At 68.1% G+C, this 24783-nt stretch carries 19 protein-coding genes and 1 tRNA gene; 4 read left to right on the forward strand and 16 right to left on the reverse strand.

Annotation, left to right across the window (positions count from 1 at the left end; all coding sequences use genetic code 11):
* Window positions 1-92: 92 nt before the first annotated feature.
* The 5 genes from HGK58_RS09170 to HGK58_RS09190 form a co-directional block, all read right to left on the reverse strand.
* On the reverse strand, window positions 93-782 hold the full coding sequence (locus HGK58_RS09170; protein ID WP_168627279.1) for a hemerythrin domain-containing protein: 690 nt from the start codon (window positions 780-782) through the stop codon (window positions 93-95).
* A 70-nt stretch (window positions 783-852) separates the two neighbouring features.
* Window positions 853-2916, reverse strand: coding sequence for an excinuclease ABC subunit UvrB (uvrB, locus tag HGK58_RS09175; RefSeq protein WP_168627280.1), 2064 nt, complete (start codon window positions 2914-2916; stop codon window positions 853-855).
* Window positions 2916-6194: a thiol reductant ABC exporter subunit CydC gene (gene cydC / locus HGK58_RS09180; RefSeq protein WP_349236186.1), complete on the reverse strand. Its 3279-nt coding sequence runs from the start codon at window positions 6192-6194 to the stop codon at window positions 2916-2918. The genes uvrB and cydC overlap by 1 nt, the downstream gene beginning before the upstream one ends.
* Window positions 6191-7222 (reverse strand): cytochrome d ubiquinol oxidase subunit II, encoded by a 1032-nt coding sequence (gene cydB / locus HGK58_RS09185; RefSeq protein ID WP_168627281.1) that lies wholly within the window; start codon window positions 7220-7222, stop codon window positions 6191-6193. The genes cydC and cydB overlap by 4 nt, the downstream gene beginning before the upstream one ends.
* A gap of 29 nt (window positions 7223-7251) precedes the next feature.
* Complete coding sequence (locus HGK58_RS09190) at window positions 7252-8832, reverse strand: cytochrome ubiquinol oxidase subunit I (RefSeq protein ID WP_349236187.1); 1581 nt, start codon at window positions 8830-8832, stop codon at window positions 7252-7254.
* A 118-nt stretch (window positions 8833-8950) separates the two neighbouring features.
* On the opposite strand from HGK58_RS09190, the gene HGK58_RS09195 reads away from it, so the two are divergent.
* Both HGK58_RS09195 and HGK58_RS09200 read left to right on the forward strand, forming a co-directional pair.
* Window positions 8951-9310 carry a BlaI/MecI/CopY family transcriptional regulator gene (locus HGK58_RS09195; RefSeq protein WP_168627282.1) on the forward strand — a complete coding sequence of 120 codons (360 nt, stop codon included), beginning with the start codon at window positions 8951-8953 and terminating at the stop codon, window positions 9308-9310.
* Between the two features lie 7 nt (window positions 9311-9317).
* Window positions 9318-10253: a M56 family metallopeptidase gene (locus HGK58_RS09200; protein ID WP_168627283.1), complete on the forward strand. Its 936-nt coding sequence runs from the start codon at window positions 9318-9320 to the stop codon at window positions 10251-10253.
* 19 nt (window positions 10254-10272) lie between these two features.
* Here HGK58_RS09200 and coaE read toward each other — a convergent pair whose 3' ends face one another.
* The 5 genes from coaE to polA form a co-directional block, all read right to left on the reverse strand.
* The gene (gene coaE, locus HGK58_RS09205) at window positions 10273-10890 is read right to left on the reverse strand and encodes a dephospho-CoA kinase (RefSeq protein ID WP_168627284.1); all 618 of its coding nucleotides are present in this window, start codon (window positions 10888-10890) and stop codon (window positions 10273-10275) included.
* A gap of 225 nt (window positions 10891-11115) precedes the next feature.
* A complete protein-coding gene (rpsA, locus tag HGK58_RS09210) occupies window positions 11116-12558 on the reverse strand; it encodes a 30S ribosomal protein S1 (protein WP_168627285.1) in 1443 nt (480 codons plus the stop codon).
* 107 nt (window positions 12559-12665) lie between these two features.
* Complete coding sequence (locus HGK58_RS09215; RefSeq protein WP_168627286.1) at window positions 12666-13661, reverse strand: DUF1731 domain-containing protein; 996 nt, start codon at window positions 13659-13661, stop codon at window positions 12666-12668.
* 17 nt (window positions 13662-13678) lie between these two features.
* Window positions 13679-15367 carry a DUF885 domain-containing protein gene (locus HGK58_RS09220; protein ID WP_168627287.1) on the reverse strand — a complete coding sequence of 563 codons (1689 nt, stop codon included), beginning with the start codon at window positions 15365-15367 and terminating at the stop codon, window positions 13679-13681.
* A gap of 10 nt (window positions 15368-15377) precedes the next feature.
* A complete protein-coding gene (polA, locus tag HGK58_RS09225) occupies window positions 15378-18047 on the reverse strand; it encodes a DNA polymerase I (RefSeq protein ID WP_349236188.1) in 2670 nt (889 codons plus the stop codon).
* 55 nt (window positions 18048-18102) lie between these two features.
* On the opposite strand from polA, the gene HGK58_RS09230 reads away from it, so the two are divergent.
* Window positions 18103-18516 (forward strand): hotdog fold thioesterase, encoded by a 414-nt coding sequence (locus HGK58_RS09230; protein ID WP_168627288.1) that lies wholly within the window; start codon window positions 18103-18105, stop codon window positions 18514-18516.
* A 3-nt stretch (window positions 18517-18519) separates the two neighbouring features.
* Here HGK58_RS09230 and HGK58_RS09235 read toward each other — a convergent pair whose 3' ends face one another.
* Entirely contained in the window at window positions 18520-19134 is a 615-nt protein-coding gene (locus tag HGK58_RS09235; protein ID WP_168627289.1) for a response regulator, read from the reverse strand.
* Window positions 19135-19186: 52 nt separating this feature from the next.
* On the opposite strand from HGK58_RS09235, the gene HGK58_RS09240 reads away from it, so the two are divergent.
* A tRNA-Leu gene (locus HGK58_RS09240) sits at window positions 19187-19269 on the forward strand.
* A 180-nt stretch (window positions 19270-19449) separates the two neighbouring features.
* Here the strand turns inward: HGK58_RS09240 and pyk are convergent.
* The 5 genes from pyk to trpC are packed head-to-tail and all read right to left on the reverse strand — an operon-like array spanning window position 19450 to window position 24780.
* The gene (gene pyk / locus HGK58_RS09245; RefSeq protein WP_168627290.1) at window positions 19450-20925 is read right to left on the reverse strand and encodes a pyruvate kinase; all 1476 of its coding nucleotides are present in this window, start codon (window positions 20923-20925) and stop codon (window positions 19450-19452) included.
* A gap of 7 nt (window positions 20926-20932) precedes the next feature.
* Entirely contained in the window at window positions 20933-21967 is a 1035-nt protein-coding gene (lgt, locus tag HGK58_RS09250; protein ID WP_349236189.1) for a prolipoprotein diacylglyceryl transferase, read from the reverse strand.
* A 49-nt stretch (window positions 21968-22016) separates the two neighbouring features.
* Window positions 22017-22805 carry a tryptophan synthase subunit alpha gene (gene trpA / locus HGK58_RS09255; RefSeq protein WP_168627292.1) on the reverse strand — a complete coding sequence of 263 codons (789 nt, stop codon included), beginning with the start codon at window positions 22803-22805 and terminating at the stop codon, window positions 22017-22019.
* A gap of 2 nt (window positions 22806-22807) precedes the next feature.
* On the reverse strand, window positions 22808-24010 hold the full coding sequence (gene trpB, locus HGK58_RS09260; RefSeq protein ID WP_168627293.1) for a tryptophan synthase subunit beta: 1203 nt from the start codon (window positions 24008-24010) through the stop codon (window positions 22808-22810).
* Window positions 24007-24780, reverse strand: coding sequence for an indole-3-glycerol phosphate synthase TrpC (gene trpC / locus HGK58_RS09265; protein ID WP_168627294.1), 774 nt, complete (start codon window positions 24778-24780; stop codon window positions 24007-24009). The genes trpB and trpC overlap by 4 nt, the downstream gene beginning before the upstream one ends.
* Between the last annotated feature and the right edge of the window lie 3 nt (window positions 24781-24783).

Here is a 24783-nt window from a genome sequence, read left to right on the forward strand (position 1 = left end):
CGCTGGGCATTGACCGTGACCCAAGCGCCCCGTGTCACCTCGAACGGATGTTCTATGCTATCGCGCTCGCGCGGTGGATGCGTGCACGCAGGTCACGCGTCGCCGAGCACACGCCTGCGGTGAGCCGCGTATTGACGCTTGCCGATCAGGGTGTACAACACGCGCGGCACTCGCGGCAGGGTCGCCAGCATCCACGCGTCCCGGTCCTCGGGCGGGATCGACTCGAGCAGGAAGCCGAGCCGGATGAGCAGCCTGTTCTTCGGGGTCGACTCGCGGCGGTGGGCGGCGAGCTCGTCCCACTCCTGCTGGGTCAGCGTCGCGGCGACGATCGGCACGATCTGCTGTTCCTCTTCGGCCAGGTGCTGCACGAGGACCGCGCCCAGATGGGCGAGCACCTCCGCGACCCCCTGCCCGTCATCGACGTGCGCGGTGGAACGCCAGGTGGTGAGGTGCAGGTCCAGGCGGTCGAGCAGGAGACTGATCTCGTCATGCTGCGCGCGCATACGACCGACCAGCGGCACGCACGCCGGGGAGCGCTGCTCGAGCCGGTCCCAGAGCACCCTGTCTTGACCTTCGTGATGGGTGTGCAGCATGTCGGCGATGTCATCGAGGTGCTCAGCGACCTGGCCAGTGTGCTTGTGGTCACCGTCCGCGACGGCGCGCACCAGCCCCGGTGCCTCGGCGAACAGGCGGCGAAGCGTGCTGTGGATGAGGATCAGGTCGGAGGTGTCGCAGGGACCGGAGGGCCGGGGCGGGTTGAAGCTGGGAAGCGCAGTGGCCATCTCGTACTCTCAAACTCGCGGTTAACCAGTGACAAAGTGTCGATGAATACTAGCGGTTTTCTAGAGAGACTCAGATGTGGCCGGCTGCCTCCATCTGGCGCAGCTCCTTCTTCAGGTCGGCCACCTCGTCACGCAGCCGCGCCGCGAGCTCGAACTTGAGCTCACCGGCCGCCGCGAGCATCTGGTCGTTGAGGTCGGCGATGATGCTCTCGAGCTCGTTGGCGCCCGCCGCCGCGAGGCCCTCGCGGCGCAGCGCCGGCGTCGCCGCGCGTTTGCGCGAGTCGCGACCGGACAGGAGCTCCTTGGTGTCCGCTCCCTCGCGGATTAGAACATCGGTGATGTCGGCGATGCGCTTGCGCAGCGGAGTGGGGTCGATCCCGTGCTCGGCGTTGTAGGCGAGCTGCCTGTCCCGTCGCCGGTTGGTCTCCTCGATCGCGATCTTCATCGAATCGGTGAGCACGTCGGCGTACATGTGCACAGAACCGGACACGTTGCGGGCGGCGCGGCCGATGGTCTGGATGAGCGACGTCGACGAGCGCAGGAAGCCCTCCTTGTCGGCGTCGAGGATCGCCACCAGCGACACCTCGGGCAGGTCGAGGCCCTCACGGAGCAGGTTGATGCCCACGAGCACGTCGTATACGCCCTGGCGCAGTTCGGTGAGCAGCTCAACCCTGCGCAGCGTGTCGACATCCGAGTGCAGGTAGCGCACCCTGACGCCCGCTTCCGTCAGGAAGTCGGTGAGCTCCTCCGCCATCTTCTTGGTGAGCGTGGTGACGAGCACCCGCTCGTCGCGGTCGGTACGCCGGCGGATCTCCTCGAGCAGGTCGTCGATCTGCCCCTTGCTCGGCTTGACCACGATTTCGGGGTCGACCAAGCCGGTGGGGCGGATGATCTGCTCGACGATGCTGTCGGTGATGCCGAGTTCGTACCTACCGGGCGTCGCAGACAGGTAGACCTTCTGGCCGACCCGGTCGAGGAACTCGTCAAAGGTCAGCGGCCGGTTGTCGAGCGCGCTGGGCAGCCGGAACCCGTGCTCCACCAGGGTGCGCTTGCGGGAGGCGTCGCCCTCGTACATCGCCCCGATCTGCGGCACCGTGACGTGCGACTCGTCGATGACGACGAGGAAGTCCTCTGGGAAGTAGTCGAGCAGGCAGTTCGGCGGCTCCCCCGCTGAGCGCCCGTCGATGTGCCTGGAGTAGTTCTCGATGCCGCTGCAGAACCCGATCTGCTCCATCATCTCGAGGTCAAAGGTGGTGCGCATCCGCAACCTCTGCGCCTCGAGCAGCTTGCCGGCTTTCTCCAACTCTGCCAGTCGCTCGGCGAGTTCCTCCCGGATGGTGCCGATCGCGCGGTGCATGGTGGTCGGGCTTGCCGCGTAGTGCGTCGCGGGAAACACTGAGACGGCGTCCATCTGCTGCAGCACTTCGCCGGTGAGCGGATGCAGCGAGTACAGCGCCTCGATCTCGTCACCGAACATCTCGATCCGGATCGCGTGCTCCTCGTAGACCGGGATGATCTCGAGGGTGTCGCCGCGCACGCGGAATTTGCCGCGGGAGAAATCGATGTCGTTCCGCTGGTATTGCATGGCGACGAATCGACGGATCAGCTGGTCGCGGGAGATGCGCTGGCCCACCTGCAGCGCGACCATCGCCTCCAGGTACTCCTCGGCCGCGCCGAGGCCGTAAATGCAGGACACGGTGGACACCACGATCACGTCCCGGCGACTGAGCAGCGAGTTGGTGGTCGAGTGGCGCAGCCGTTCCACCTCGGCGTTGATCGAGCTGTCCTTCTCGATGAAGGTGTCGGTCTGCGGGACGTACGCCTCCGGCTGGTAGTAGTCGTAGTAGGAGACGAAGTATTCGACCGCGTTGTTGGGCATCAGTTCCCGGAACTCGTTGGCCAATTGTGCGGCGAGCGTCTTGTTGTGGGCGAGCACCAGCGTCGGGCGCTGGACCTGTTCGATCAGCCACGCGGTGGTCGCCGACTTGCCGGTTCCGGTGGCGCCGAGCAGCACGACATCCGTCTCTCCCGCGGTGACTCGCGCCGCCAGTTCGGCGATCGCGGTCGGCTGGTCGCCGCTCGGTTCGTACTCGCTGATGACCTCGAACGGCCTCACCGCACGCGTTGGCTGCATCAGTTAAGACTAAGCCGCTCCCCTGACACGCTCGCGTCGTGGGTGACCAGCACGACGATGCGGTCAGCCAGCGCGGTGCGCAGGTCCGCCATCAGGGCCTCGGCGGATGCCGTATCGAGGTGCGCTGTCGGCTCGTCGATGAGCACCACGTCCGCGGGCGCCAGCAGCGTGCGGGCGACGGCGACACGTTGCCGCTCCCCGCCGGACAGCCTGCTGCCGGCCGCGCCGATGGGCGTGTCCAGGCCCAGCGGGAGACGCTCGAGCAGGTCACCGAGGCCCACCCGACGCAGCACCACGGTCAGCTCGGTGTCATCCGGCGCGTCAGAGCGGTCGCGGGCGATGGTCAGGTTGCCGCGCAGCGTGGAGTTGAACAGGTGCCCCTCCTGCGGGCACCAGGCGATGCGCTCACGCAGCAGCGCCGGGTCGAGTTCTGCGGTGTCCCTGCCGTTGACCAGGTAGCGGCCGCCCTCGGGACGCAGCTGGCCGAGCAGGGTCAGCAGCAGGGTCGACTTGCCCGCGCCGGATGGCCCGGTGACGGTGAGCCAGTCGCCGCCGGTCAGCGTGGCCGAGACCCCGGTGAACGCCGGCGCCGGCGCGTCCGGCCAGCGCACGCTCAGGTCGTCGAGGGTGATCGAATCGATCGGCGGGGCATCTGCGGCGCGCTCCGGCATCGCATCCGTCGTCGTGGTGGACACCCGGCTGAGGGCATCGCGCAGCGCGGGCGCCTGCTGCACGGCGGCAACCAGTTCGAGCACCGGCTCGATGAGGCCGAGCGGCAGCAGGGCAAGCACGGCGACCAGTCCGGCATGGAGGGCACCGCTGGCGGCTGCCGGTGCGCTGATTGCGAGGGTGAGCGGCGCGAGCGCGCAGAACACCAGCACGACGATCGCGTTCCCGGCGCCGAGCGCCAGGGCGCCACGCCGAGCCGTGCCGCTCGCGCGCGCGTCGAGGCCCGCGAGCTCGGCGCGCATCCTTTCGTCCACCCCATTTCCGCTCAGGTCGTCGCTCGCCGCGACCAGGGCAGCGAACCGTTGCATGACCTGAGACCTCAGCAGCGACTGCGAGCGGGTGGCAGCGCGGTCGGTGAGCAGCGCGACGGCGGGCGCGACAACGAGGGCGATCAGCACCGCGAGCAGGAAGGGCCCGACCGCGTCCGGATGGATGGCCGCCACAGCGATGAGCACCGCGGCGGAGGTCAGCGCCCCGACCAGCACCGGCTGAACGACCCGGACCGCGAGGTCGCGCACCTGGTCGGCGTCGTGCACCAGACGCGACAGCGCCCGACCGCCCTGCAGCGCGGCACGGTTCACAACGCCGGAACCGGCGAGCCCGTTCCACAGCCGCATGCGCAAGCGGGTGACCGCCGCGAACACCGCATCGTGGGTCTGCAGCCGCTCCCAATAGCGCAGCACCGCGCGACCGAGCCCGAAGAAGCGCACGCCGACGATGGCGACCATGAGGTGCAGGATTGGCGGCTGCTCGCTCGCGCGCACGATCAGCCAGGCCGACACCGCGGTCAGCGACACCGCGAACAGTGCCGCGAGGGTTCCGAGCAGCGCCGCGAACGCGAACCTGCCGGCGACCGGGCGCAGGAAGGCGACCAGTTCGCGCACCGGATGCGCCCGGCGTCCCGCGACGGTCGACCTGAGCTGCGATTCGCCCGTCGACTCCTGGACGACCGCGGGCAGGTCCTCTGCTACCGCGTCCAGCGTCGCGCCGAGCACGACCCGGTCATCGGCCAGGACGCGGACCCGGTCGTCGTGCGAGGCTGCGATGATGGCGACGTCACCACTCGCGCGCAGCTCCCGGATGAGCCGCACGATCACCGCCGCGCTGTGCGCGTCGAGGTGGGCGGTCGGCTCGTCCAGCAGCACGAGCTCGGCGCCGGCATCCACTCGCGCGAGCACCCGGGCGAAGGCGAGGCGCCGGAGCTCCCCCGGGCTCAGCTGAGCCGGATGCGCGCCAGCCCGATGGGCGAGGCCGACCCGGCGCAGCAGCGCCGCGGCATCCGTCGCGCCGAAGTTCTCGAGTTCCAGCTCGACGGTGTCGCCCGTCACCACCGGCCGCTGTGGAAGCCAGGCGGTGCCGCCAGAGGGCAGCCCGGTCAGGTCGCCCTCGACCTCGACGCCGTGCGCGCCGTCTGCGGTGCGACCGTTCAGCACGGCGAACACCGTCGACTTGCCCGCGCCGCTCTGGCCGTCAAGCAGGGTGACCCTGCCCCGCTCGGCGTTGAACGAGACGTCGCTCACCGCCGCGGCGGAGCGCTCCGGATACCGCACGGTCAGGTTGCGCACCCGCAGCGGCAGTGTCCCGCTGACTGCCGCGCGCGTGGGTCGTGGCGCGTCGACGATCGCGGTGGCGCGCCGCAGTGCCTCGCGACCGTCGTCGGAGGCGTGGTAGGCGGCGCCGACGTCGCGGAACGGCGCGAAGCACTCGGGGGCGAGCAGGAGAGCGAACAGTCCGACGGTCAGGTCGAGTTCGCCGTAGACCAGGCGCACACCGATGAACACCGCGACCACGGCCACCGAGATGGTGGAGATCAGCTCGAGCGCGAGGCTGGACAGGAACGCGGTCTTCAGCGTCTGCAGCGTGGTGTTGTGCTGCCGCTGCGCGATCCGGTGCAGCGCGTCGGCCTGCTCGCGCGAGCGGCCGAGGCCGACCAGCACCGGCAGCCCGCGGGCCAGTTCGACCAGGTGGTCGGAGAACCGCGCGAGCGCATCCGCCGCCGCGCTCACCCGCTCCTGAGTGTGCACGCCGATGAGCGCCATGAACAGCGGCACCAGCGGGACTGTGAGCACGATGATGAGCGCACTCACCCAGTCGGCAGACAGGATCGCGACGCCGGCGAGGAGTGGGATCGTCGCAGCCGACACGGTCGCGGGCAGGAACACCGTGACGTAGTCGTCGAGCGCGTCGAGACCGTGGGTCGCAAGGGTGGTGAGCGAACCCTCGGAGACGTACGGGTCGCGCACCGCCGCTTCGGCCAGTCGCGCGCGCAGCCGCTCCTTGGCGCCCAACGCGGCTCGTGCCGAAAGCGCGTTGTGCGCCCACGCGACGACGGCGCGGAGCACCGCACAGCCCAGACCGACCACGACAGCCACCTGCCAGCCGGCCGTGCCGTCGATGACGGCGACGATGCCGTGCGCGAGCGCCCAGGCCAGCCCGACCAGGCCCACCCCTTTGAGCGCGCTCAGCAGGCCGAGCAGGTACAGCACCGGGCGGTCGGCCGCCGACAGCAGCGCGATCGGCGACCCTGCCCTGGCCCTGCTCCTGGTCACGGCCGCTTCACCGCCGGCACAACCGGCTGCGCGTCCGGGATCGCCGCAGCTGTCAGTCGCTTGCGGAACACCCAGTAGCTCCACCCCTGGTAGACCAGCAGCACCGGGATGCCGATGGCGGCGACGACGGTCATGACGCCGAGTGTGTAGTCGGACGACGACGCGTTCTGGATGGTGAGGTCGTATGCGGCATCGATCGACGACGGGAGGACGACCGGGTAGGCAGCGAGGAATATCGCCGAGGCGCCCGCGGTGAGCAGGACCGAGAAGCCGGTGAAGGCCCACCCTTCCCGCCCTGCCCGGTTGGCGATCCAGCCGATCACCGCGCCGCTCGCCGCGACGCCGACAAGACCGTACGCGGTCAGTGAGCTGCCGTCGGCGACGACGATGAGCACCCAGACGACGATCGGCAGCAACGCGACCGGGGCGCTAAGCCGGATGATCCGGCGCATCCGGTAGCGGATGTCGCCGTCGGTCTTCAGCGCCAGGAAGGTTGCGCCATGCACGAAGCAGAATCCGACGACGGCCAGCCCGCCGATCACCGACTCGAGACTGAACCACGCGAACGCGCCGCCGACGCGGATGGCGTTCTCATCGATCGGCAGTCCGGTCGTCGTGATCGCGAGCATCGCGCCGATGCCGAATGCCGCGCCGAACGAACCGGCGCCCAGCAGCACGTGCCAAACCCGACGTCCGCGCTCTGTCGCCGCCTTCCCGCGGTACTCGATCGACACCGCGCGAACGATGAGGGCGAGCAGCACGATCACCAGCGGCAGGTAGAGCCCGGAGAAGAGGGTCGCGTACCAGACGGGGAACGCGGCGAAGGTCGCAGCACCCGCGGTGATCAACCACACCTCGTTGCCGTCCCAGACCGGGCCGATCGTGTTGAGCAGCAGCCTGCGCTCCTTCTCGCTGCGCGTGGAGACCAGCATGTGCATGCCCACCCCGAGGTCGAACCCGTCAAGCAGCAGGTAGCCGATCCAGAGGAAGGCAATGAGCACAAACCACAGCGTTGGCAGGAAATCCATCAGTCCAGTTCCTTTTCGTGACTCGGTACTCAGTAGGCGAAGGCGAGGACGTCGGTCTCGTCCTTGTCCTTGTCCTGTGGGTCGCCGTCATCCGGTGTGCCGAGTTCCGGCATCGCGCTTGCCACCCCGCCGCGCACGTAGCGCACGAGCAGCGTCAGCTCGACGACCAGGAGCGCCGCGTAGACGAGGGTGAGCGTGATCACCGAGAACAGCAGTTCCCCGGCGCTGACACCCGGCGAAACCGCCGCCGCGGTGAACATGTAGACACCGTCGATGCCGGTCGGGTTGGGGGCGACCACGAACGGCTGCCGGCCCATCTCGGTGAAGATCCACCCGGCCGAGTTCGCGGCGAATGGGGCGGCGATGCTGGCGATAGCGGTGAGCATGATCAGCTTGCTGCGCGGCACGGTGCCCTTCCGGGTCATCCACAGTGCGAGCACGGCGACGCCGGCCGCTGCCATGCCGAACGCGATCATCAGACGGAAGCCCCAGTAGGTGACCTCGAGCATCGGGACGTACTCGATGGCCTCGCCCGCGTGCGCTCCGTACAGCGGGTTGTCCGGGATGTGGGTGCCGTAGAGCTCCTGGTAGATCGGGACCAGGGTGTTGATGCCCTTGATCTCGGTCTCGAAGTCGCCGTGGGCGAGGAACGACAGCACACCGGGGATCTCGATGACGTTCGTCACGTCGTCGCAGTCGCGCGATCCCAGCTCGCCGAGGGCGAGCACGGAGAAGCTGGTGCCGTTGTAGCATGCGCCCTCCGCCGCGGCCATCTTGAGCGGCTGCTGCTCGAACATGAGCTTGGCCTGCAGGTCGCCGGTGAGGGCGACACCGGCGAAGGCGACCACCGCGACGACGCCGCCGACCCGCAACGACTTGATCCACACGCTGTGGTCCTCGCGGTCGCGGCCCGGCACCTCCGGGGCCTCCCCGACGACGACGCGACCGTTCTCATCCACCGTGTCGATGCCGTCCCGCCGGCGCTGCCACAGTTGGTACCAGGCGATGCCGAGCAGGAAGCCACCGGAGACCGCGAAGGCGCCCATGATGGCGTGGGCGAACGCGACGATCGCTGTGTTGTTGGTCATCACGGCGATCACGTCGTTCATGACCGGCCGGCCGTCGATCATTTCGACACCGACCGGATGCTGCATCCACGAGTTCGCGACGATGATGAAGTACGCGGAGATGATCGAGGCGATCACTGCGGCCCAGATCGTCGCGGCGTGCAGCTTCTTCGGCAGGTGGTTCCAGCCGAAGATCCACAGGCCCAGGAAGGTCGACTCGATGAAGAAGGCCAGCAGCGCCTCCATAGCCAATGGCGCACCGAACACGTCACCGACGAAGCGGCTGTACTCGCTCCACGCCATCCCGAACTGGAATTCCTGCACGATGCCGGTGGCGACACCCATGATGAAGTTGATGAGGTAGAGCTTTCCCCAGAACTTCGTCAGGCGCAGGTAGCGCTGGATGCCGGTGCGCACCCACATGGTGTGCATGACCGCGACGACCGGCCCGAGGCCGAGTGTCAGCGGGACCATGATGAAGTGGTAGACGGTGGTGATGCCGAACTGCCACCGTGCGATGAGCACCGGGTCGAGCCAGTCCACTTGCTTCTCCGTTCGAACGAGCTTCGTCTTCTACGAGTCGTAGAGTTCTACGCCAAGTAGAATAACCCCGTTCTACGGGAAGTAGAAATCGGGTGCTGGCGCGGGTAGTATCGATCGCATGCTCCCCCTCGGCGATCTTGAGAAGAAGGTCATGGAGGCGCTCTGGGACTCACCGGATGCGCTGACCGCCATCGACCTGCGCGACCGCCTGAGTGGCCAGAAGGGCAGCCGCGAGCTGGCGCAGACCACCGTGCTGACCGTCCTCTCCCGGCTCGAGGACAAGGGTTACGTCACGCGGGCGCGTGACAGCCGCCCCCACCGCTACCGCCCGGTCACGACGCGCGCGAATTTCATGGCGGAGCTCATGCACGACGTGCTCGGGGCGGCCCGCGACCGCGAGGCGGTGCTGGCACGCTTCGTCGGCGGCGTCTCAGAAGACGACGCCGCGGCGCTGCGCCGGATCCTCGCCGGCCGCTGATAGCGAAGTGATCGGAGCCGCCGCCCTGCTCGGTCTGCTGGCCGTGGCGTTGGCGTGGCCGGTCCCGGTGTTCCTCGCATCCGCGAGCTGGCCGTCGCGCTCGCCCGCGACCGCGCTCGTGCTGTGGCAGGCGATCGCCCTGGCCGGCGCCCTGTCGATGATCGGGGCGTTGCTGATGTTCGGCCTCGCCCCGTTCGGCGACAACCTGGTGCATGGCCTGCAGGCCTTCCTGGGCTCCCTCGGCGATGGCACGCTGCCGCCCGGCGCGCACTTCATCCAGCTGTTCGCGCTGAGCGCCGCGCTATTGCTCGGCCTCCACCTCGCCTTGAACCTGGCTGCCACCGTGTACACGGCGGAGAGGTCGCGGCGGCGGCACCGTGAGCTTGTCGCCCTGCTCAGCTCGCCGTATCCGGAGCAGCCGCGCACCCGGCTGCTGGACTATGACGCGCCGGTCGCCTACTGCCTCCCCGGCACCGTCCGCTCGATGACGGTGCTCTCCGCGGGGCTGATCCAGCTGCTGACTCCGGAACAGCTGCGCGCCGTCATCGAGCATGAGCGAGCGCATGCGACGCAACGGCACGATCTGGTTCTTATCGCCTTCCGCGCTTGGCGGGCTGCGCTGCCGTGGTTCCCTGTCGCGAACCTGGCGGGCGAAGCGGTCGCGACGCTCGTCGAACTGCTCGCCGACGACAGGGCTCGGCGCGTGGTCAGCGATCGCGATCTGGCAGATGCGATCCGGCTGGTGCGGGACGGCCTCAGCGCCGGTGACGCGACGATCGGCGCATCCGAGTTCGAGGCGGAGGGTCCGGCCTCCGCGGTGCGCATCGCACGACTGGACGGCCGAGTGCGCCCGCTTGAGCCGTGGGTCAGCGCCCTGGTCGTGGCGTTCGCTTCGGCGCTGCTGGCCGTGCCGACCACGTTGCTCCTGCTGCCGGCGCTGTAGCCCTGCTGGTATTCGCGCGTCAGCGCATCCGGGTGCGTTCGGCCAGGCTGGTCCAGAGCGCATCAACCTGCGCGACGGTCTCCTGAATCGTGCCGTTGTTGTCGATGATGACGTCGGCGATGGCGAGACGCTCGGTGTCGCTGGCTTGAGAGTTCAGCCGGTGTTCCGCCTCGGCGCGCGACAGCCCGCGGTGCTCCATGAGCCGCAGCGTGCGGGTCTCGGTGTCGGCGTTCACAACCACGATCAGGTCGAACGGGATGCGGCGCTCTCCCCCGGTCTCGACGAGCAGCGGGATGTCGTAGACGACCCTGGCCTCCGGATTCGCGGCCTCGGCGGCGGCGATCCGCTCGCTGGCAAGCGCGGCGACGGCCGGATGCGTGATGCCATTGAGCAGCGCGCGCTTCTCCGGGTCGCGGAAGATGAGGTCGCCGAGGGCGGCACGGTCGAGCGTGCCGTCGGCGCGGATGACCTGGTCGCCGAATTTCTCGCGGATGCGCTCGAGGGCCTTCTGTCCCGGCTCGACCACCTCGCGCGCGAGCTGGTCGGCGTCGATGACCACCGCGCCGAGCTCGGCCAGATGCGACGACACCAGTGACTTGCCCGACGCGATGCCTCCGGTGAGTCCGATCAGCAGCATGATCACACCCTACTGGCGGCGGGATGCGGGCTACGCGTGCGTGGGTTCCCTGTTGTGCAGGAGATCCCTTGTTGTGCAGGACATACTGTCTCGCCACGGGGTTTTGTCGGGCATCCGGGGCCACACCCGACCGGAAGTCCTGCATAACAGGGGGTGGCCCTGGCGGCAGGCACGCGAAAACGGCCGGCCCCGAGGGGACCGGCCGTTTCGTGGAGCGGTTCGCGCTTAGTTGTTGCTCGAAAGCTTCTCGCGCAGCGCCGCGAGGGACTCGTCGTCGGCGAGGGTTCCGCCGCCCGCCGACTCGCTCGTGAAGGAACCGGTGCTCGTCTCGCTCGCTTCCGCGGCGAGAGATGCGGCGACCTGCTTCTTGTGGGCCTCCCAGCGAGCCTGGGCTGCAGCGTAGTCCTGCTCCCACTTCTCGCGCTGGGCCTCGAAGCCTTCCTTCCACTCGTTGGTCTCCGGGTCGAAGCCCTCCGGGTACTTGTAGTTGCCCTGCTCGTCGTACTCGGTGAGCATGCCGTACAGTGCCGGGTCGAACTCGGCGCCCTCGGGGTCGACACCCTCGTTGGCCTGCTTGAGGCTCAGCGAGATGCGGCGACGCTCGAGGTCGATGTCGATGACCTTGACGAACACCTCGTCACCGACCGACACGACCTGCTCCGCGAGCTCGACGTGCTTGCCGGAGAGCTCCGAGATGTGCACGAGGCCCTCGATGCCGTCCGCGACGCGCACGAACGCGCCGAACGGGACGAGCTTGGTGACCTTGCCCGGTGCGACCTGACCGATCGCGTGGGTGCGGGCGAACAGCTGCCACGGGTCTTCCTGGGTCGCCTTGAGCGACAGCGAGACGCGCTCGCGGTCCAGGTCGACCTCGAGGATTTCGACGGTGACCTCCTGGCCGACCTCGACGACCTCGCTGGCGTGCTCGATGTGCTTCCAGCTGAGTTCGGAGACGTGCACCAGGCCGTCGACGCCGCCGAGGTCCACGAACGCACCGAAGTTGACGATCGAGGAGACGACGCCCTTGCGCACCTGGCCCTTGGCGAGGTTGCCGAGGAACGAGCTGCGGCTCTCGCTCTGCGTCTGCTCGAGCAGCGCGCGGCGGGACAGCACGACGTTGTTGCGGTTCTTGTCCAGCTCGAGGATCTTCGCCTCGATCTCCTGCCCGAGGTACGGGGTCAGGTCGCGGACGCGGCGAAGCTCGATGAGCGACGCCGGGAGGAAGCCGCGGAGGCCGATGTCGACGATCAGGCCGCCCTTGACCACCTCGATGACGGTACCGGTGACGACACCGTCCTCATCCTTGATCTTCTCCACGTCGCCCCACGCACGCTCGTACTGCGCGCGCTTCTTCGACAGGATGAGGCGCCCTTCCTTGTCCTCCTTCTGGAGAACGAGCGCCTCGACGGTGTCACCGACCTCGACGACCTCGCTGGGGTCGACGTCGTGCTTGATGGAAAGTTCGCGTGAGGGGATCACTCCCTCGGTCTTGTAACCGACATCGAGGAGAACCTCGTCCCGGTCGACCTTGACGACGGTGCCTTCGATCAGGTCACCGTCATTGAAAAACTTCAGCGTCTTCTCGACCGCGGCCATGAAGTCTTCAGCAGATCCGATGTCGTTGACTGCGACCTGCTTCGGCGCCTTGTCGGTCGTTGCGATTGTCATGTAGTTGTTGCTCCAGAATGGACATAGTTCGGGCCACGAACGAGGTGATGCATTGTTGTGTTTCGCCGTGGCGGGCGGATGGGACGTCACAGAAGTGACATGTCAGCCTATCGTGCCGAAGTGCTGTTTGCCACCACCGTGCTCGTGTGCTCCGGCGTGAGGATGTCGCGCAGCGCGCCGTCGAGGTCCGGGTGCCGGAACCGGTAGCCCGCCGCGGTGAGTCGCTCTGGCAGCACCCACCTGCTCTTCAGCACCAGTTCGGTCTCGGTGCGGATGAGAATCGACCCGAGTTCGAGCATCCACCGGAAAGCGGGCAGGCCGAGCGGCATCCGGAGCACCGTGCGCAGGGTTGCCATGAGTTCGCGGTTGTCGACCGGGTTCGGCGCGGTGACGTTGACGACACCGTCGAGGTCGTCGCGGGTCTGAAGGAAACGGATGATCCCGTAGACGTCGTCGAGATGCACCCAGCTGAAGCGCTGCCTTCCGCGGGTGCGTCGGTTCTGGTGGAAGGTGCCGGCGACCCGACGCGCCCTCGTGCCGAACCAGGTGCCGTCAAGCTGCGGACCACCGAGCCCGAGGCGCACGAGCCACCGGTATGGCACCATCACGCTTCCGTCACCGAGCACGATCGAGGTGCGCAGGGCGACCCGGCGGGTTGCGGGCAGCGCGCCGTCGAAGAACGCGCTCTCCCACGCTCGGGCGATGTCGACGGAGAAGCCCTCCCCCAGTTCGCCCGTGGCCTCGGTCATCGGCCGGTCCTCGGCGTGACGGTAGATGGTCGCCGTCGACGCGTTCACCCAGAGTTTCGGAGGTGCGGTGGTCGCCCCGATGCCGGCGGCGAGCTCCAGGGTCGTGTCCAGTCGCGAGCGGAGGAGTTCGGCGCGGTTGGCGCGCGTGTAGCGGCAGTTGACGCTCTTGCCGGAAAGGCCGACCACCAGGTCGGCACCCTCCAGGGCGGTGCGGATGCCGTCCGGGTCTCCCCAGACGGCATCCGCGCCCGATCGTCCGATGGTTGTGACGGTGAAGCCGTCACGGCGGAACGAGTCGACCAGGTGGCGTCCGATGAACCCGGACGCCCCGGCAACGACTACCGTCCCGCTCACTGGGCTGTCGCCAGCGCTCAGCCGAGCAGCGCCGACTTGAGCGTGTCGAGGCCGACACCGCCGAGGTCGAGCGCCTTGCGGTGGAACTCCTTCATGTTGAAGTTCTCACCCTCGCGCTTCTTGTACTCGTCGCGGATCTGCTCCCAGATGCGCTGACCGACCTTGTACGACGGAGCCTGTCCGGGCCAGCCGAAGTAACGGTTGACCTCGAAGCGCACGAACGGCTCGTTCATGTTGACGTTCTTCTTCATGAAGTCGAACGCGTAGTCGAAGTCCCACACGCCGTCGCCGTCGAGCTTGTTCTTGCCCAGGTGCACGCCGATGTCCAGCACAACGCGCGCCGCGCGCATCCGCTGTCCGTCGAGCATGCCGAGGCGGTCGCCCGGGTCGTCAAGGTAGCCGAGGTCCTGCATCAGGCGCTCCGCGTAGAGCGCCCAGCCCTCGGCGTGTCCGCTGGTGCCGGCCAGCTGGCGGCGCCAGGTGTTCAGCTTGGCGCGGTTGTAGACCGCCTGGCCGAGCTGCAGGTGGTGGCCGGGGACACCCTCGTGGTACACCGTGGTGGTTTCACGCCAGGTGTTGAACTCGGTGACGCCCTCAGGCACTGACCACCACATCCGGCCGGCGCGAGAGAAGTCGTCGCTCGGGCTCGTGTAGTAGATGCCGCCGTCCTGGGTCGGGGCGATCATGCACTCGAGCTTCTTCACCGGGTCGGGGATGTCGAAGTGAGAGCGGGACAGCTCCTCGACCGCGGCGTCGCTCAGCTTCTGCATCCACTTCTGCAGCGCCTCGGTGCCGTGCAGCTTGCGCTCCGGGTCGGCGTCCAGCAGCGCCACGGCCTCCTCGACGGATGCGCCTGGCTTGATCTCGTTCGCGATCGCCGTCTGCTCGTCGACCATCCGGCGGAGCTCCTCGATGCCCCACTCGTAGGTCTCGTCCAGGTCGATCTTCGCACCGAGGAAGCGCCGCGACTGCAGCGCGTAGAGCTCACGGCCGACAGCGTCGCGATCGCTCGCGGCGGGCGCGAGTTCGTTCTCGAAGAAGTCGGCGAGCTTCCGATACGCGTCGGCCGAGACCTCGGCGCCCTTCTGCAGGTCGTTCTTCAGCGACTCTGGCAGCTCGCCGTTCTCGACGCTCGCCCCGTTCGCGAAAGTGAAGAAGAAGCCGTCCTTGGACGAGTTGCGCTGCAGCTGCTCGAGCACCTCCATGACCTGGCGGCGGGCGGGGACGCTGCCGTCGCTCATGCCGAGCCGCAGCGTCTCGATGTAGCCGTCGACGGCTCCGGGCAGGTTGCCGAGACGGCCGGAGATCTTCTCCCAGTCCTCGACGCTGTCGTGCGCCATCAGGTCGAAGGTGTCCCGGATGCCCTGCGCAGGGGAGGCCAGCACGTTGACGTCGCGCTTCCACCAGCCGGCGTCGGAGAGCTCGAGCTCCAGCTCGATCTCCGCGGTCATGTCCGTCTTGGTGACCTCGTCGACCTCGTCGACCGGCTGCACGTCGCGCAGCTTGGCGAGGGTGGCCTTCGCCGCAGCCTCGAGCTTCTCGTGGCCGGCAGGCGACAGGTCGGCGAACTCCTCATACCGGCCGGGGATGCCGATCCAGATCGCGACATCGGGGTCGAGATCGGCGAGGGTCGTGACCCACTCTTCGGCGATCTGGTCGATCGCGGACTGGGGGCGTACTTCGTTGTTGTGTTCAGAAGCAGTCATGCCCACGAGCCTAATGTGCCGCCGCGTCCCAGTTGGGGCCCAGTCCGACCTGCACGTCGAGTGGCACCCGAAGCTGCGCCGCGTTGGACATCCGGTCGGTGACGATCGCGGTCATGGTGTCCAGCTCGTCCGGTGCGATCTCGAAGACCAGTTCGTCGTGCACCTGGAGGAGCATCCGGGAGCGCAAGTCCCGGTCCCGGATGTCGGCGGCGATGCCGAGCATCGCGATCTTCATGATGTCGGCCGCGGAGCCCTGGATCGGCGCGTTGAGCGCCGCCCGCTCGGCGTTCTCGCGCAGCACCCGGTTGTTGGAGTTGAGGTCCGCGAACGGCCGGCGGCGGCCGAAGATCGTCTCGGTGTAGCCGTCGATCTTGGCCTGGGCGACCACGTTGCGCAGGTAGGTGCGCACTGCGCCGAACCGGGCGAAGTACTCGCTCATCAGCTGCTTCGCCTCGGACGTCTCGATGCGCAGCTGGCGGGACAGGCCGAACGCGCTGAGCCCGTAGGCGAGACCGTAGGACATCGCCTTCACCTTGGTGCGCATGAGCGGCGTCACGTCCTCCGGCTGCACGCCGAACACGCGCGCACCGACGAACCGGTGCAGGTCCTCCCCCTCGTTGAACGCCTCGATCAGGCCGGCGTCTTCCGACAGGTGCGCCATGATGCGCATCTCGATCTGCGAGTAGTCGGCGGTCAGCAGGGTTTCGAAGCCGTCGCCGTACTGGAAGGTCGAGCGGATCTCCCGGCCGTCCTCGGTCTTGATCGGCACGTTCTGCAGGTTCGGGTCGGTCGAGGCGATGCGCCCGGTGCTGCTGCCCGCCTGCTCGTAGGTGGTGTGGATGCGTCCATCCGGCGCGATGCTCTTCTCCAGGCTCTCCACCATCTGGCGCAGCTTGGTGACATCCCGGTGCTGAAGCAGCAGGTCGAGGAACGGATGCGGCTCGTCGAGCTGGTCGCGCAGGTCGACGAGGGACGCGGCATCTGTGGAGTAGCCGGTCTTGGTGGCGCGGGTCTTGGGCATGCCCAGCTCATCGAATAGCAGCGTCTGCAACTGCTTCGGCGAGCCGAGGTTGACCTCACGGCCGACGCTCTCGAACGCTTTGGCTTCGATCTCGGCTGCGCGCGCGCCGAGGTTCGCGTTCATCTCGGACAGCGCCTGCGCGTCCACCTCGATGCCGGTGGTCTCCATGCCGGCGAGCACCGGCACCAGCGGGATCTCGATCTCCTCAAGAACACGCAGCGAGCCGGGGTCGAGCCGGCCGCGCAGCTCGTCCGAGAGCCTCAGCAGGAACCAGGCGAGGGTCGCCGGGCTGGGCGCCTCGGTGTCAGGCACCAGCTGGTTGGGGTCCGGCTCGGCGATGGTCTCACCCAGGTAGTAGTAGACCTGACCGACGAGGGTGTCGTTCCTGCCGCCCGGCCGCAGCAGCCACGCGGCGAGGGTGGTGTCGAAGGCGATGCCGCCGAGGGTGATTCCGGATGCGGCGAGCCGCTTCAGCGTGCGTTTCGAGTCGTGCAGGATCTTCGGGGCGTCGCTCGCGAGCCAGTCCTCGAGGGCGGCGTAGTCGGGGCGGTGGGCGCCCCACGGCACGAACGCGGAGTCGGTGAGGGTTGCCAGACCGAATCCGGCCAGCTGGTCTCCTGCCCAGTCGGCGACGAGCCCGAGCGGAGCGCCGTCGGCGGTGGCGGTGCGCAGCCAGTTCGCGAGCTCCTCGTCGACCAGCCGGCGCACTGCGGGCACGGCGACCGCGGGCTTCGCCGCGACGGTCTCCTCGACCACTCCCCCGTTCTCGTCGGCGACGATCTTGAGCATCCGGTCGAGCAGGGTGCGGAACTGCAGCCGGTCGAAGATGTCCCGCACGGCTTGCGTGTCCATAGGGCGGCGTTCGAGGTCGGCTGGCCCGAGCGGCAGCTCGACGTCGTCGACCAGGCGGTTGAGCTTGCGGTTCCGGATCGCGCGGTCCTTCTGCTCGCGCAGCTTCTCGCCGACGACGCCCTTGATCTCGTCGGCGTGTTCGAGGATCTGCTCGAGGCTGCCGTACTGCTGCACCCACTTCACGGCGGTCTTCTCGCCGACCTTGTCGATGCCGCTCAGGTTGTCGCTGGTCTCGCCGACGAGCGCGGCGATGTCGGGATACTGCTCGGGTTCGATGCCGTACCGTTCGAGCACCGCATCCCGGTCGTAGCGCTTGAGCTCTGACACGCCGCGCGCGTTCGGGTAGAGCAGCGTCACGTTGCCGTTGACGAGCTGGATGGTGTCGCGGTCACCGGAGACGACCGAGACGTCGAAACCCTGCTCAGACCCCTGCCTGGCGAGGGTCGCGAGGATGTCGTCGGCCTCGAAGTCCTCCTTGCTGATGGTGGGGATGTTCATCGCCGCGAGGGCTTCTTCGAGCAGCGGGATCTGTCCGATGAACTCCGGCGGGGTCTCGCCGCGGGTGCCCTTGTACTCCTCGTACTCGCGCGTGCGGAAGGAGTAGCGGGAGATGTCGAAGGCGACAGCGAGATGGGTGGGCTTCTCTCGCTGCAGCAGGTTGATCAGCATCGCGATGAAGCCGTGGATGGCGTTCGTGTGCTGGCCTTCCCGGTTCACGAAACTGTCCACCGGGAGGGCGTAGAAGGCCCGGAATGCGAGGGAGTGGCCGTCGATGACCATGAGGGTAGGCTTTGCGGTGTCCGTCACGCAGCCAGCCTAATGGCCGCTGCCGACACCCCCGATCCACCTCTGGAGGGCACACATGGTCGTCCCGATCGACGCGATGAGAGGCACCCTCGTCGAGAGACTCGGCATCGAGTTGCTCGAGGTTTCACCCGAGCGCACCGTGGCCAGGATGCCCGTGGAGGGGAACACCCAGCCTTACGGCCTGCTGCACGGCGGCGCATCCGTCGCGCTCGGTGAAACGCTCGGCTCGCTGTCAGCGGCCGCGCACGCGGGCGAGGGACGCATCGCGGTCGGCATTGAGATCAACGCGAGTCACTCGCGCACCGCGACCTCCGGCTGGGTCACCGGGGTGTGCACCGCGATCAGCCTCGGCCGCACCCTCGCGGTGCACGAGATCGTGGTCTCGGATGATGGCGGGAACCGACTCTCGACCGTGCGGATGACCAACCTGCTGCGTGACGCCCCACCCGGTGTGACGTCGGTGCCGTAGCCGCTACTTCTTCTCTTTCGCGCCGCCGAGTTCCTCGATCAGCGCCTTCGCGACGTCGTGCATGGTCAGGCGGCGATCCATCGACGCCTTCTGGATCCAGCGGAACGCCTCCGGTTCGGTGAACCCGAGCTTCTCGTTGAGCAGGCCCTTGGCGCGGTCGACGAGCTTGCGGGTCTCGAACCGCTCGACCAGGTCGCTGACCTCGGCCTCGAGCGCGACGATCTGCGCGTAGCGGGCGAGGGCGATCTCGATCGCGGGCAGCAGGTCGTTCGGGGTGAACGGCTTCACCACGTAGGCGAGCGCGCCGGCCTCTGTGGCCCGCTCGACGAGCTCCTTCTGGCTGAACGCGGTGAGCAGCACGACCGGGGCGATGTGGTCCTTGCTGAGGCGCTCGGCCGCAGAGATGCCGTCCAGCTGCGGCATCTTGACGTCCATGATCACCAGGTCGGGGCGCAACTCCGTCGCGAGCGCGACAGCCGTCTCGCCGTCTCCAGCTTCACCGACCACCTCAAAACCGTTGTCCCTGAGGGTTTCGACGATGTCCAGCCGGATGAGGGACTCATCCTCGGCTACAACGACTCGGCGGGGTGCGGCTTGCGGGCTGTCCTGGTCGGTCACGTCGTTAAGCCTACGGTATTCTTTGAGCGGCTACGGGGGCATGCCCCCGCAGGCCGGTGTGGCGGAATGGTAGACGCGGAGCACTCAAAATGCTTTGTCCGAGAGGGCGTGTGGGTTCGAGTCCCACCACCGGCACTGAATGGACGCGGCGCGTTCCGCGCGGGTTGCGGACAGCCGCGGGTACTGCGGACCGCCGCGCGCTTGCGGACTGCCGCGCGGGCAGCGGACAACCGCGCCCGGTGTGCCGGGCGCTACCGTCCGGAACGGGCGCGCTAGCGGCGGATAGGCGCGGTTCGGTGAAAGGAAGCCGGCCGGCTAGGCGTTTTTATCGTTGTTGTTGTTGTAGTCGTTATCCGCCCACACCGGTGCGACCGCGTTGATCGCGTCGCCGATGCGGTGGATGCGCATGTCGTTGGTCGAGCCTGGCAAGCCAGGAGGCGAACCGGAGATCACGACCACCTTGTCGCCTGGCTCCGCCATGCCATTGGCGAGCAGCACCTCGTCGACCTGCTTGAACATCGCATCCGTGTGCGAAACCCGATCCACCAGGAATCCGCGGATGCCCCAAGTGAGCGCCATGCGGCGGCGCACGCCCGGCTCGGGGGTGAACGCGAGCATCGGGATCTGCGACCGCAGCCGGGACATCCGGCGGGCCGAGTCGCCCGACTCGGTGAACACGCACAGGAACTTGGCTTCGACGAAGTCGGCGACCTCGGAAGCCGCAAGCGTCACCGCCCCGCCCTGAGTGCGCGGTTTGGTGCCGAGCGGCGGAATGCGCTCCAGCCCGTGCTCCTCGGTGGAGGCGATGATGCGCGCCATGGTCTGCACGGTGATCACCGGGAACTGGCCGACGCTTGTCTCACCGCTCAGCATGACCGCGTCGGTGCCGTCGAGCACCGCATTGGCGCAGTCGGATGCCTCGGCGCGAGTCGGCCGCGGGTTGCTGATCATCGACTCGAGCACCTGGGTGGCGACGATGACCGGCTTGGCCATCCGGCGGCACAGTTCGACCGCGTGCTTCTGCACGATCGGAACCTGCTCGAGCGGCAGCTCGACGCCTAGGTCGCCGCGCGCGACCATGATGCCGTCGAACGCGTCGATGATCGCCTCGAGGTTCTCGACCGCCTGCGGCTTCTCGATCTTGGCGATCACCGGGATCTTGCGCCCCTCTTCGGCCATGATCTCGTGCACGCGCTTGATGTCGTCGGCGCTGCGCACGAACGACAGCGCGATGTAGTCGGCGCCGAGCGAGAGCCCCCAGCGGAGGTCCTCCTCGTCCTTCTCCGACATGGCGGGCACGTTGACCGCCACCCCGGGGAGGTTGATGCCCTTGTTGTTTGAGATCGGACCCGGCACCTCGCACGTCGTGGTCACGACCGTGCCGTCGGTCTCCACGACGCGCAGCGTCACGCGCCCGTCGTCGATGAGCAGCGGGTCCCCCGGCTTGACGTCGTCCGGCAGCCCCTTGTACGTGGTCGACGCCATGTCGCCGTCACCCACGATGTCGTCGGTGGTGATCCGGAAGGTGTCGCCGATCCCCAGTTCGTACGGGCCGCCCTCGAACTTGCCGAGCCGGATCTTCGGGCCCTGCAGGTCGACGAGCACCGCGATGGCGCGACCGGATTCCTCTTCGGCCCGCCGTACGTTGGCGTAGACCTCTTCGTGCACCGCGTGGCTGCCGTGGCTGAGGTTCATCCTGGCAACGTCGACTCCGGCGTCGATGATCGACCGGATGTTCTCGTAACTGGAGGTCGCTGGCCCGAGGGTTGCGACGATTTTGGCGCGTCTCATCTCACGTTCAGTCCTTGCGGGCGACTTCGGAGCTGTGAGCGAAGTCTGAGTCGGAATAGACGTCGTCGGTGTGCACGACCGCATTGGGCGCGAGGTGCTCCTTGCCGGGGACGTACGGGCTGGGCTCGAGGCCGGGGTGCCTGCGGCTCTGCACGATGATGACCACCAGGCCGACAACGATCGCCAGCCACGCCATCCACACGTTGGTGCGCACGCCGAGGAAGATCTCGCTCGGGTCGATCCGGATCATCTCGAAGAAGCTGCGGCCGAGGCCGTACCAGATGAGGTAGAGGCCGATGAGCTTGCCCCACTGCAGGCGCCAGGTGCCCGGGATGGGGGCTGGGATCTCGAAGCCGGCGATGTGCAGCCTGCCGAAGCGCCACTTGCGCTCGAGGTAGAGCAGCACGACCACACCAGCGAGGTTCCACAGGATCTCGTACAGGAACGTCGGGTGGAACAGCGTGCCCGCGGGCAGCCCGGCCGGGAAGGCGGGATTGGTGGACTCGATCTCGAGCCCCCACGGCAGGTCGGTGGGCAGACCGTACAGTTCGTGGTTGAACCAGTTGCCGAGTCGACCGAAGGCTTGCGCGAGCAGCAGGCTCGGGGCGAGTGCGTCGGCGAACGCGGTGAAGCGCAGGCCGGTGATGCGGCAGCCGATCCACACGCCGACCGCGCCGAGCATCAGCGCGCCGAAGATCGCGAGGCCGCCCTCCCAGATATAGAGGGTCTTGGCGAGGTCCTTTCCGGGCCCGAAGTAGTCATCCGGATGCGTGATGACGTGGAAGATGCGCCCGCCGATGATGCCGAACACGACGGCCCACAGCGCGACGTCGATGACGAGTCCGGCTTCGGCGCCGCGCTGGTGCAGGCGGTAGCCGGTGAGGATCGCAGCGACGATGATCCCCGTGAGGATGCACAGCGCGTACATGTGGATGTCGAGGTTCCAGACGAACCAGGTCAGCCCGATGGAGCGCAGCCAGTCCCCGACCTCGAGAACCTGCCAGGCGTAGTCGGGACTCGGGATGCTTAGCGGAGCGAACACGTATCCAGCGGACCTTTCACGTTTGCTTGAATCTTCAGCGAAGTTCAGCCTAGTGCTGAACGCTGGCCCCGGATGCGAGGTCACGGGCGGTGCTCGCGAGAGCGTCGAGGCCGCCGTCGCTGAGCGCACGCACGAGCGCCGAGCCGACGATCGCGCCGTCGGCATAGGAGAGCACCTCGGCGACCTGGTCGGCCGTTGAGATGCCGAGCCCGACACACGCGTTGGTGGCGCCGGCCTCCCTCAGTCGCGCGACGAGGGTGCGAGCGGCACTGTCGACCTCGGCCCGGGCTCCGGTGATGCCCATCGTCGAAACCGTGTAGACGAACCCGCGGCTGAGCTCTGTGATGGTCCTCAGCCGCTCGTCGCTCGAGCTCGGCGCGGCGAGGAACACCCGGTCGAGGCCGGTGGCCTCTGATGCTGCCAGCCAGTTGGACGCCTCATCCGGGATCAGGTCGGGCGTGATCAGCCCGGCTCCCTGCGCCTCGGCCAACTCGGCCGCGAACCGCTCGACGCCGTACTGCAGCACCGGGTTCCAGTAGGTCATCAGCAGCACTGGCGCGTCGACACGGCTGGTGATCTCGCGCACCGCGGTGAACGCGTCACGAAGCCGGAAGCCTGCGGCCAGTGCGGTCTGCGTCGCCTCCTGGATGACCGGTCCGTCCATGACCGGGTCGGAGTACGGCAGCCCGAGTTCGATGACGTCAAACCCGTTCTCGGCGATCGTGACGGCCGCCTCGATGCTCGTGGCGAGGTCCGGGAAGCCGACCGGGAGGTAGCCGATGAGCGCGCCGGAGCCGGCGTCGCGGCGCGCGGCGATGGTTGTCTCGACCTTGCTCATGCTCACTCCCGCTCGTCCAGGAGCCGGAAGTACTCTGCGGCGGTCTCCATGTCCTTATCGCCGCGCCCGCTCAGGCTGACCAGAATGACGGCATCCGGGCCGAGCTGCTTGCCCAGCCTGATCGCGCCGGCGAGGGCGTGCGCCGACTCGATCGCCGGGATGATGCCCTCGGTGCGGGACAGCAGCCGTAGCGCGTCCATGGCCTCCGCGTCGGTGACCGGCAGGTAGCTGGCGCGGCCGATGGACGCGAGCCAGGAGTGCTCTGGGCCGACGCCCGGATAGTCGAGGCCGGCCGAGATCGAGTGCGACTCGACGGTCTGCCCGTCCTCGTCCTGCAACAGGAAGCTGCGCGCGCCGTGCAGCACCCCGGGGCGGCCCTTGGTGATGGTCGCGGCGTGCCGGGGCGTTTCGACGCCATCTCCTGCAGCCTCGAAGCCGTACAGGGCGACATCTGGGTCGTCGAGGAACGCGTCGAAGATGCCGATCGCGTTGCTGCCGCCGCCGACGCACGCTGCGACGGCATCCGGCAGCGCGCCGGTCAGCTCGAGGACCTGCGCGCGTGCCTCATCGCCGATGATCTTCTGGAAGTCACGCACCATGGCGGGGAACGGATGCGGCCCGGCCACCGTCCCGAAGATGTAGTTGGTGGTCGCGACGTTGGTGACCCAGTCGCGCATGGCCTCGTTGATGGCGTCCTTGAGGGTGCGGGAGCCGGTGGTCACCGGCACGACCTCTGCGCCGAGCAGGCGCATCCGGGCGACGTTGAGCGCTTGGCGCTCTGTGTCGACCTCGCCCATGTAGATGACGCAGTCCATGCCCAGCAGCGCGGCGGCGGTGGCGGTGGCGACACCGTGCTGGCCGGCGCCGGTCTCGGCGATCACGCGGGTCTTGCCGACGCGCTTGGTGAGCAGCGCCTGCCCGAGCACGTTGTTAATCTTGTGCGAGCCGGTGTGGTTGAGGTCCTCGCGCTTCAGGATGATGCGCGCGCCGCCGGCGTGCTCGGCGAACCGCGGCACCTCGGTGATGATCGACGGCCGACCGGTGTAGGTGCGGTTCAGGTGGTCGAGCTCTGCACTGAACGCCGGGTCGGCCTTCGCCTCCTCGTACGCCTCGGTCAGCTCATCGAGGGTCGCGATGAGCGACTCGGGGACGAACCGGCCGCCGAACTCGCCGAAGTAGGGTCCGGATGCTTCGCGCAGGCTCATCCGACGGCCAGGAATTCTGCGAGGGTCTCCAGCGGGTCGCCGGTGACGAGGGCCTCGCCGACCAGCACCACGTCGGCGCCGGCCGCGCGATAGGCCGCGACATCCGCGGCGGACTGCACCGCCGACTCCGCGACCTTGATCGCATCCGCGGGGAACCGCTCGACGAGGGAGCCGAACAGGTCCCGGTCGAGCTCGAAGGTGGACAGGTTTCGCGCGTTGACACCGATGAGCCGGGCACCGACATCCGTTGCCCGCGACAGCTCGTCGGCGGAGTGGGTCTCGACGAGCGGCGTCATGCCGAGGTCGGTGATGAGTGTGTGCAGGCGTTCGAGGGTGCGCTGCTCGAGTGCGGCGACGATGAGCAGCACGATGTCGGCGCCGGCCGCCCTGGCCTCGAAGACCTGGTACTCCTCGCCGATGAAGTCCTTGCGCAGCACCGGGAGGGTCACCGCGTCGCGCACTGCCTCGAGGTCACGCAGCGAACCGCCGAAGCGGCGTTCCTCGGTGAGCACGCTGATCGCGCTCGCACCGCCCTCCTCATATAGGGCGGCATGCATCGCGGGGTCTGGGATGCTCGCCAGCGCACCGCGCGATGGACTCGCGCGTTTCACCTCGGCGATGATCTTCACGCGTTCTGCCGGGCTGAGCGCAGCGAGGGCGTCGATGGCGGCGGCACGGTCGAGTGCGGCCCGCTCGACGGCGGCGAGGCTGCGATCTTGCCTGCGCCGAGCCGCGTCCTCGAGCGATCCGTTCAGTAGTTCTAGAAGCACTTC

It is taken from the genome of Cryobacterium sp. BB307 (assembly GCF_012274275.1).
Taxonomy (GTDB): Bacteria; Actinomycetota; Actinomycetes; order Actinomycetales; family Microbacteriaceae; genus Terrimesophilobacter.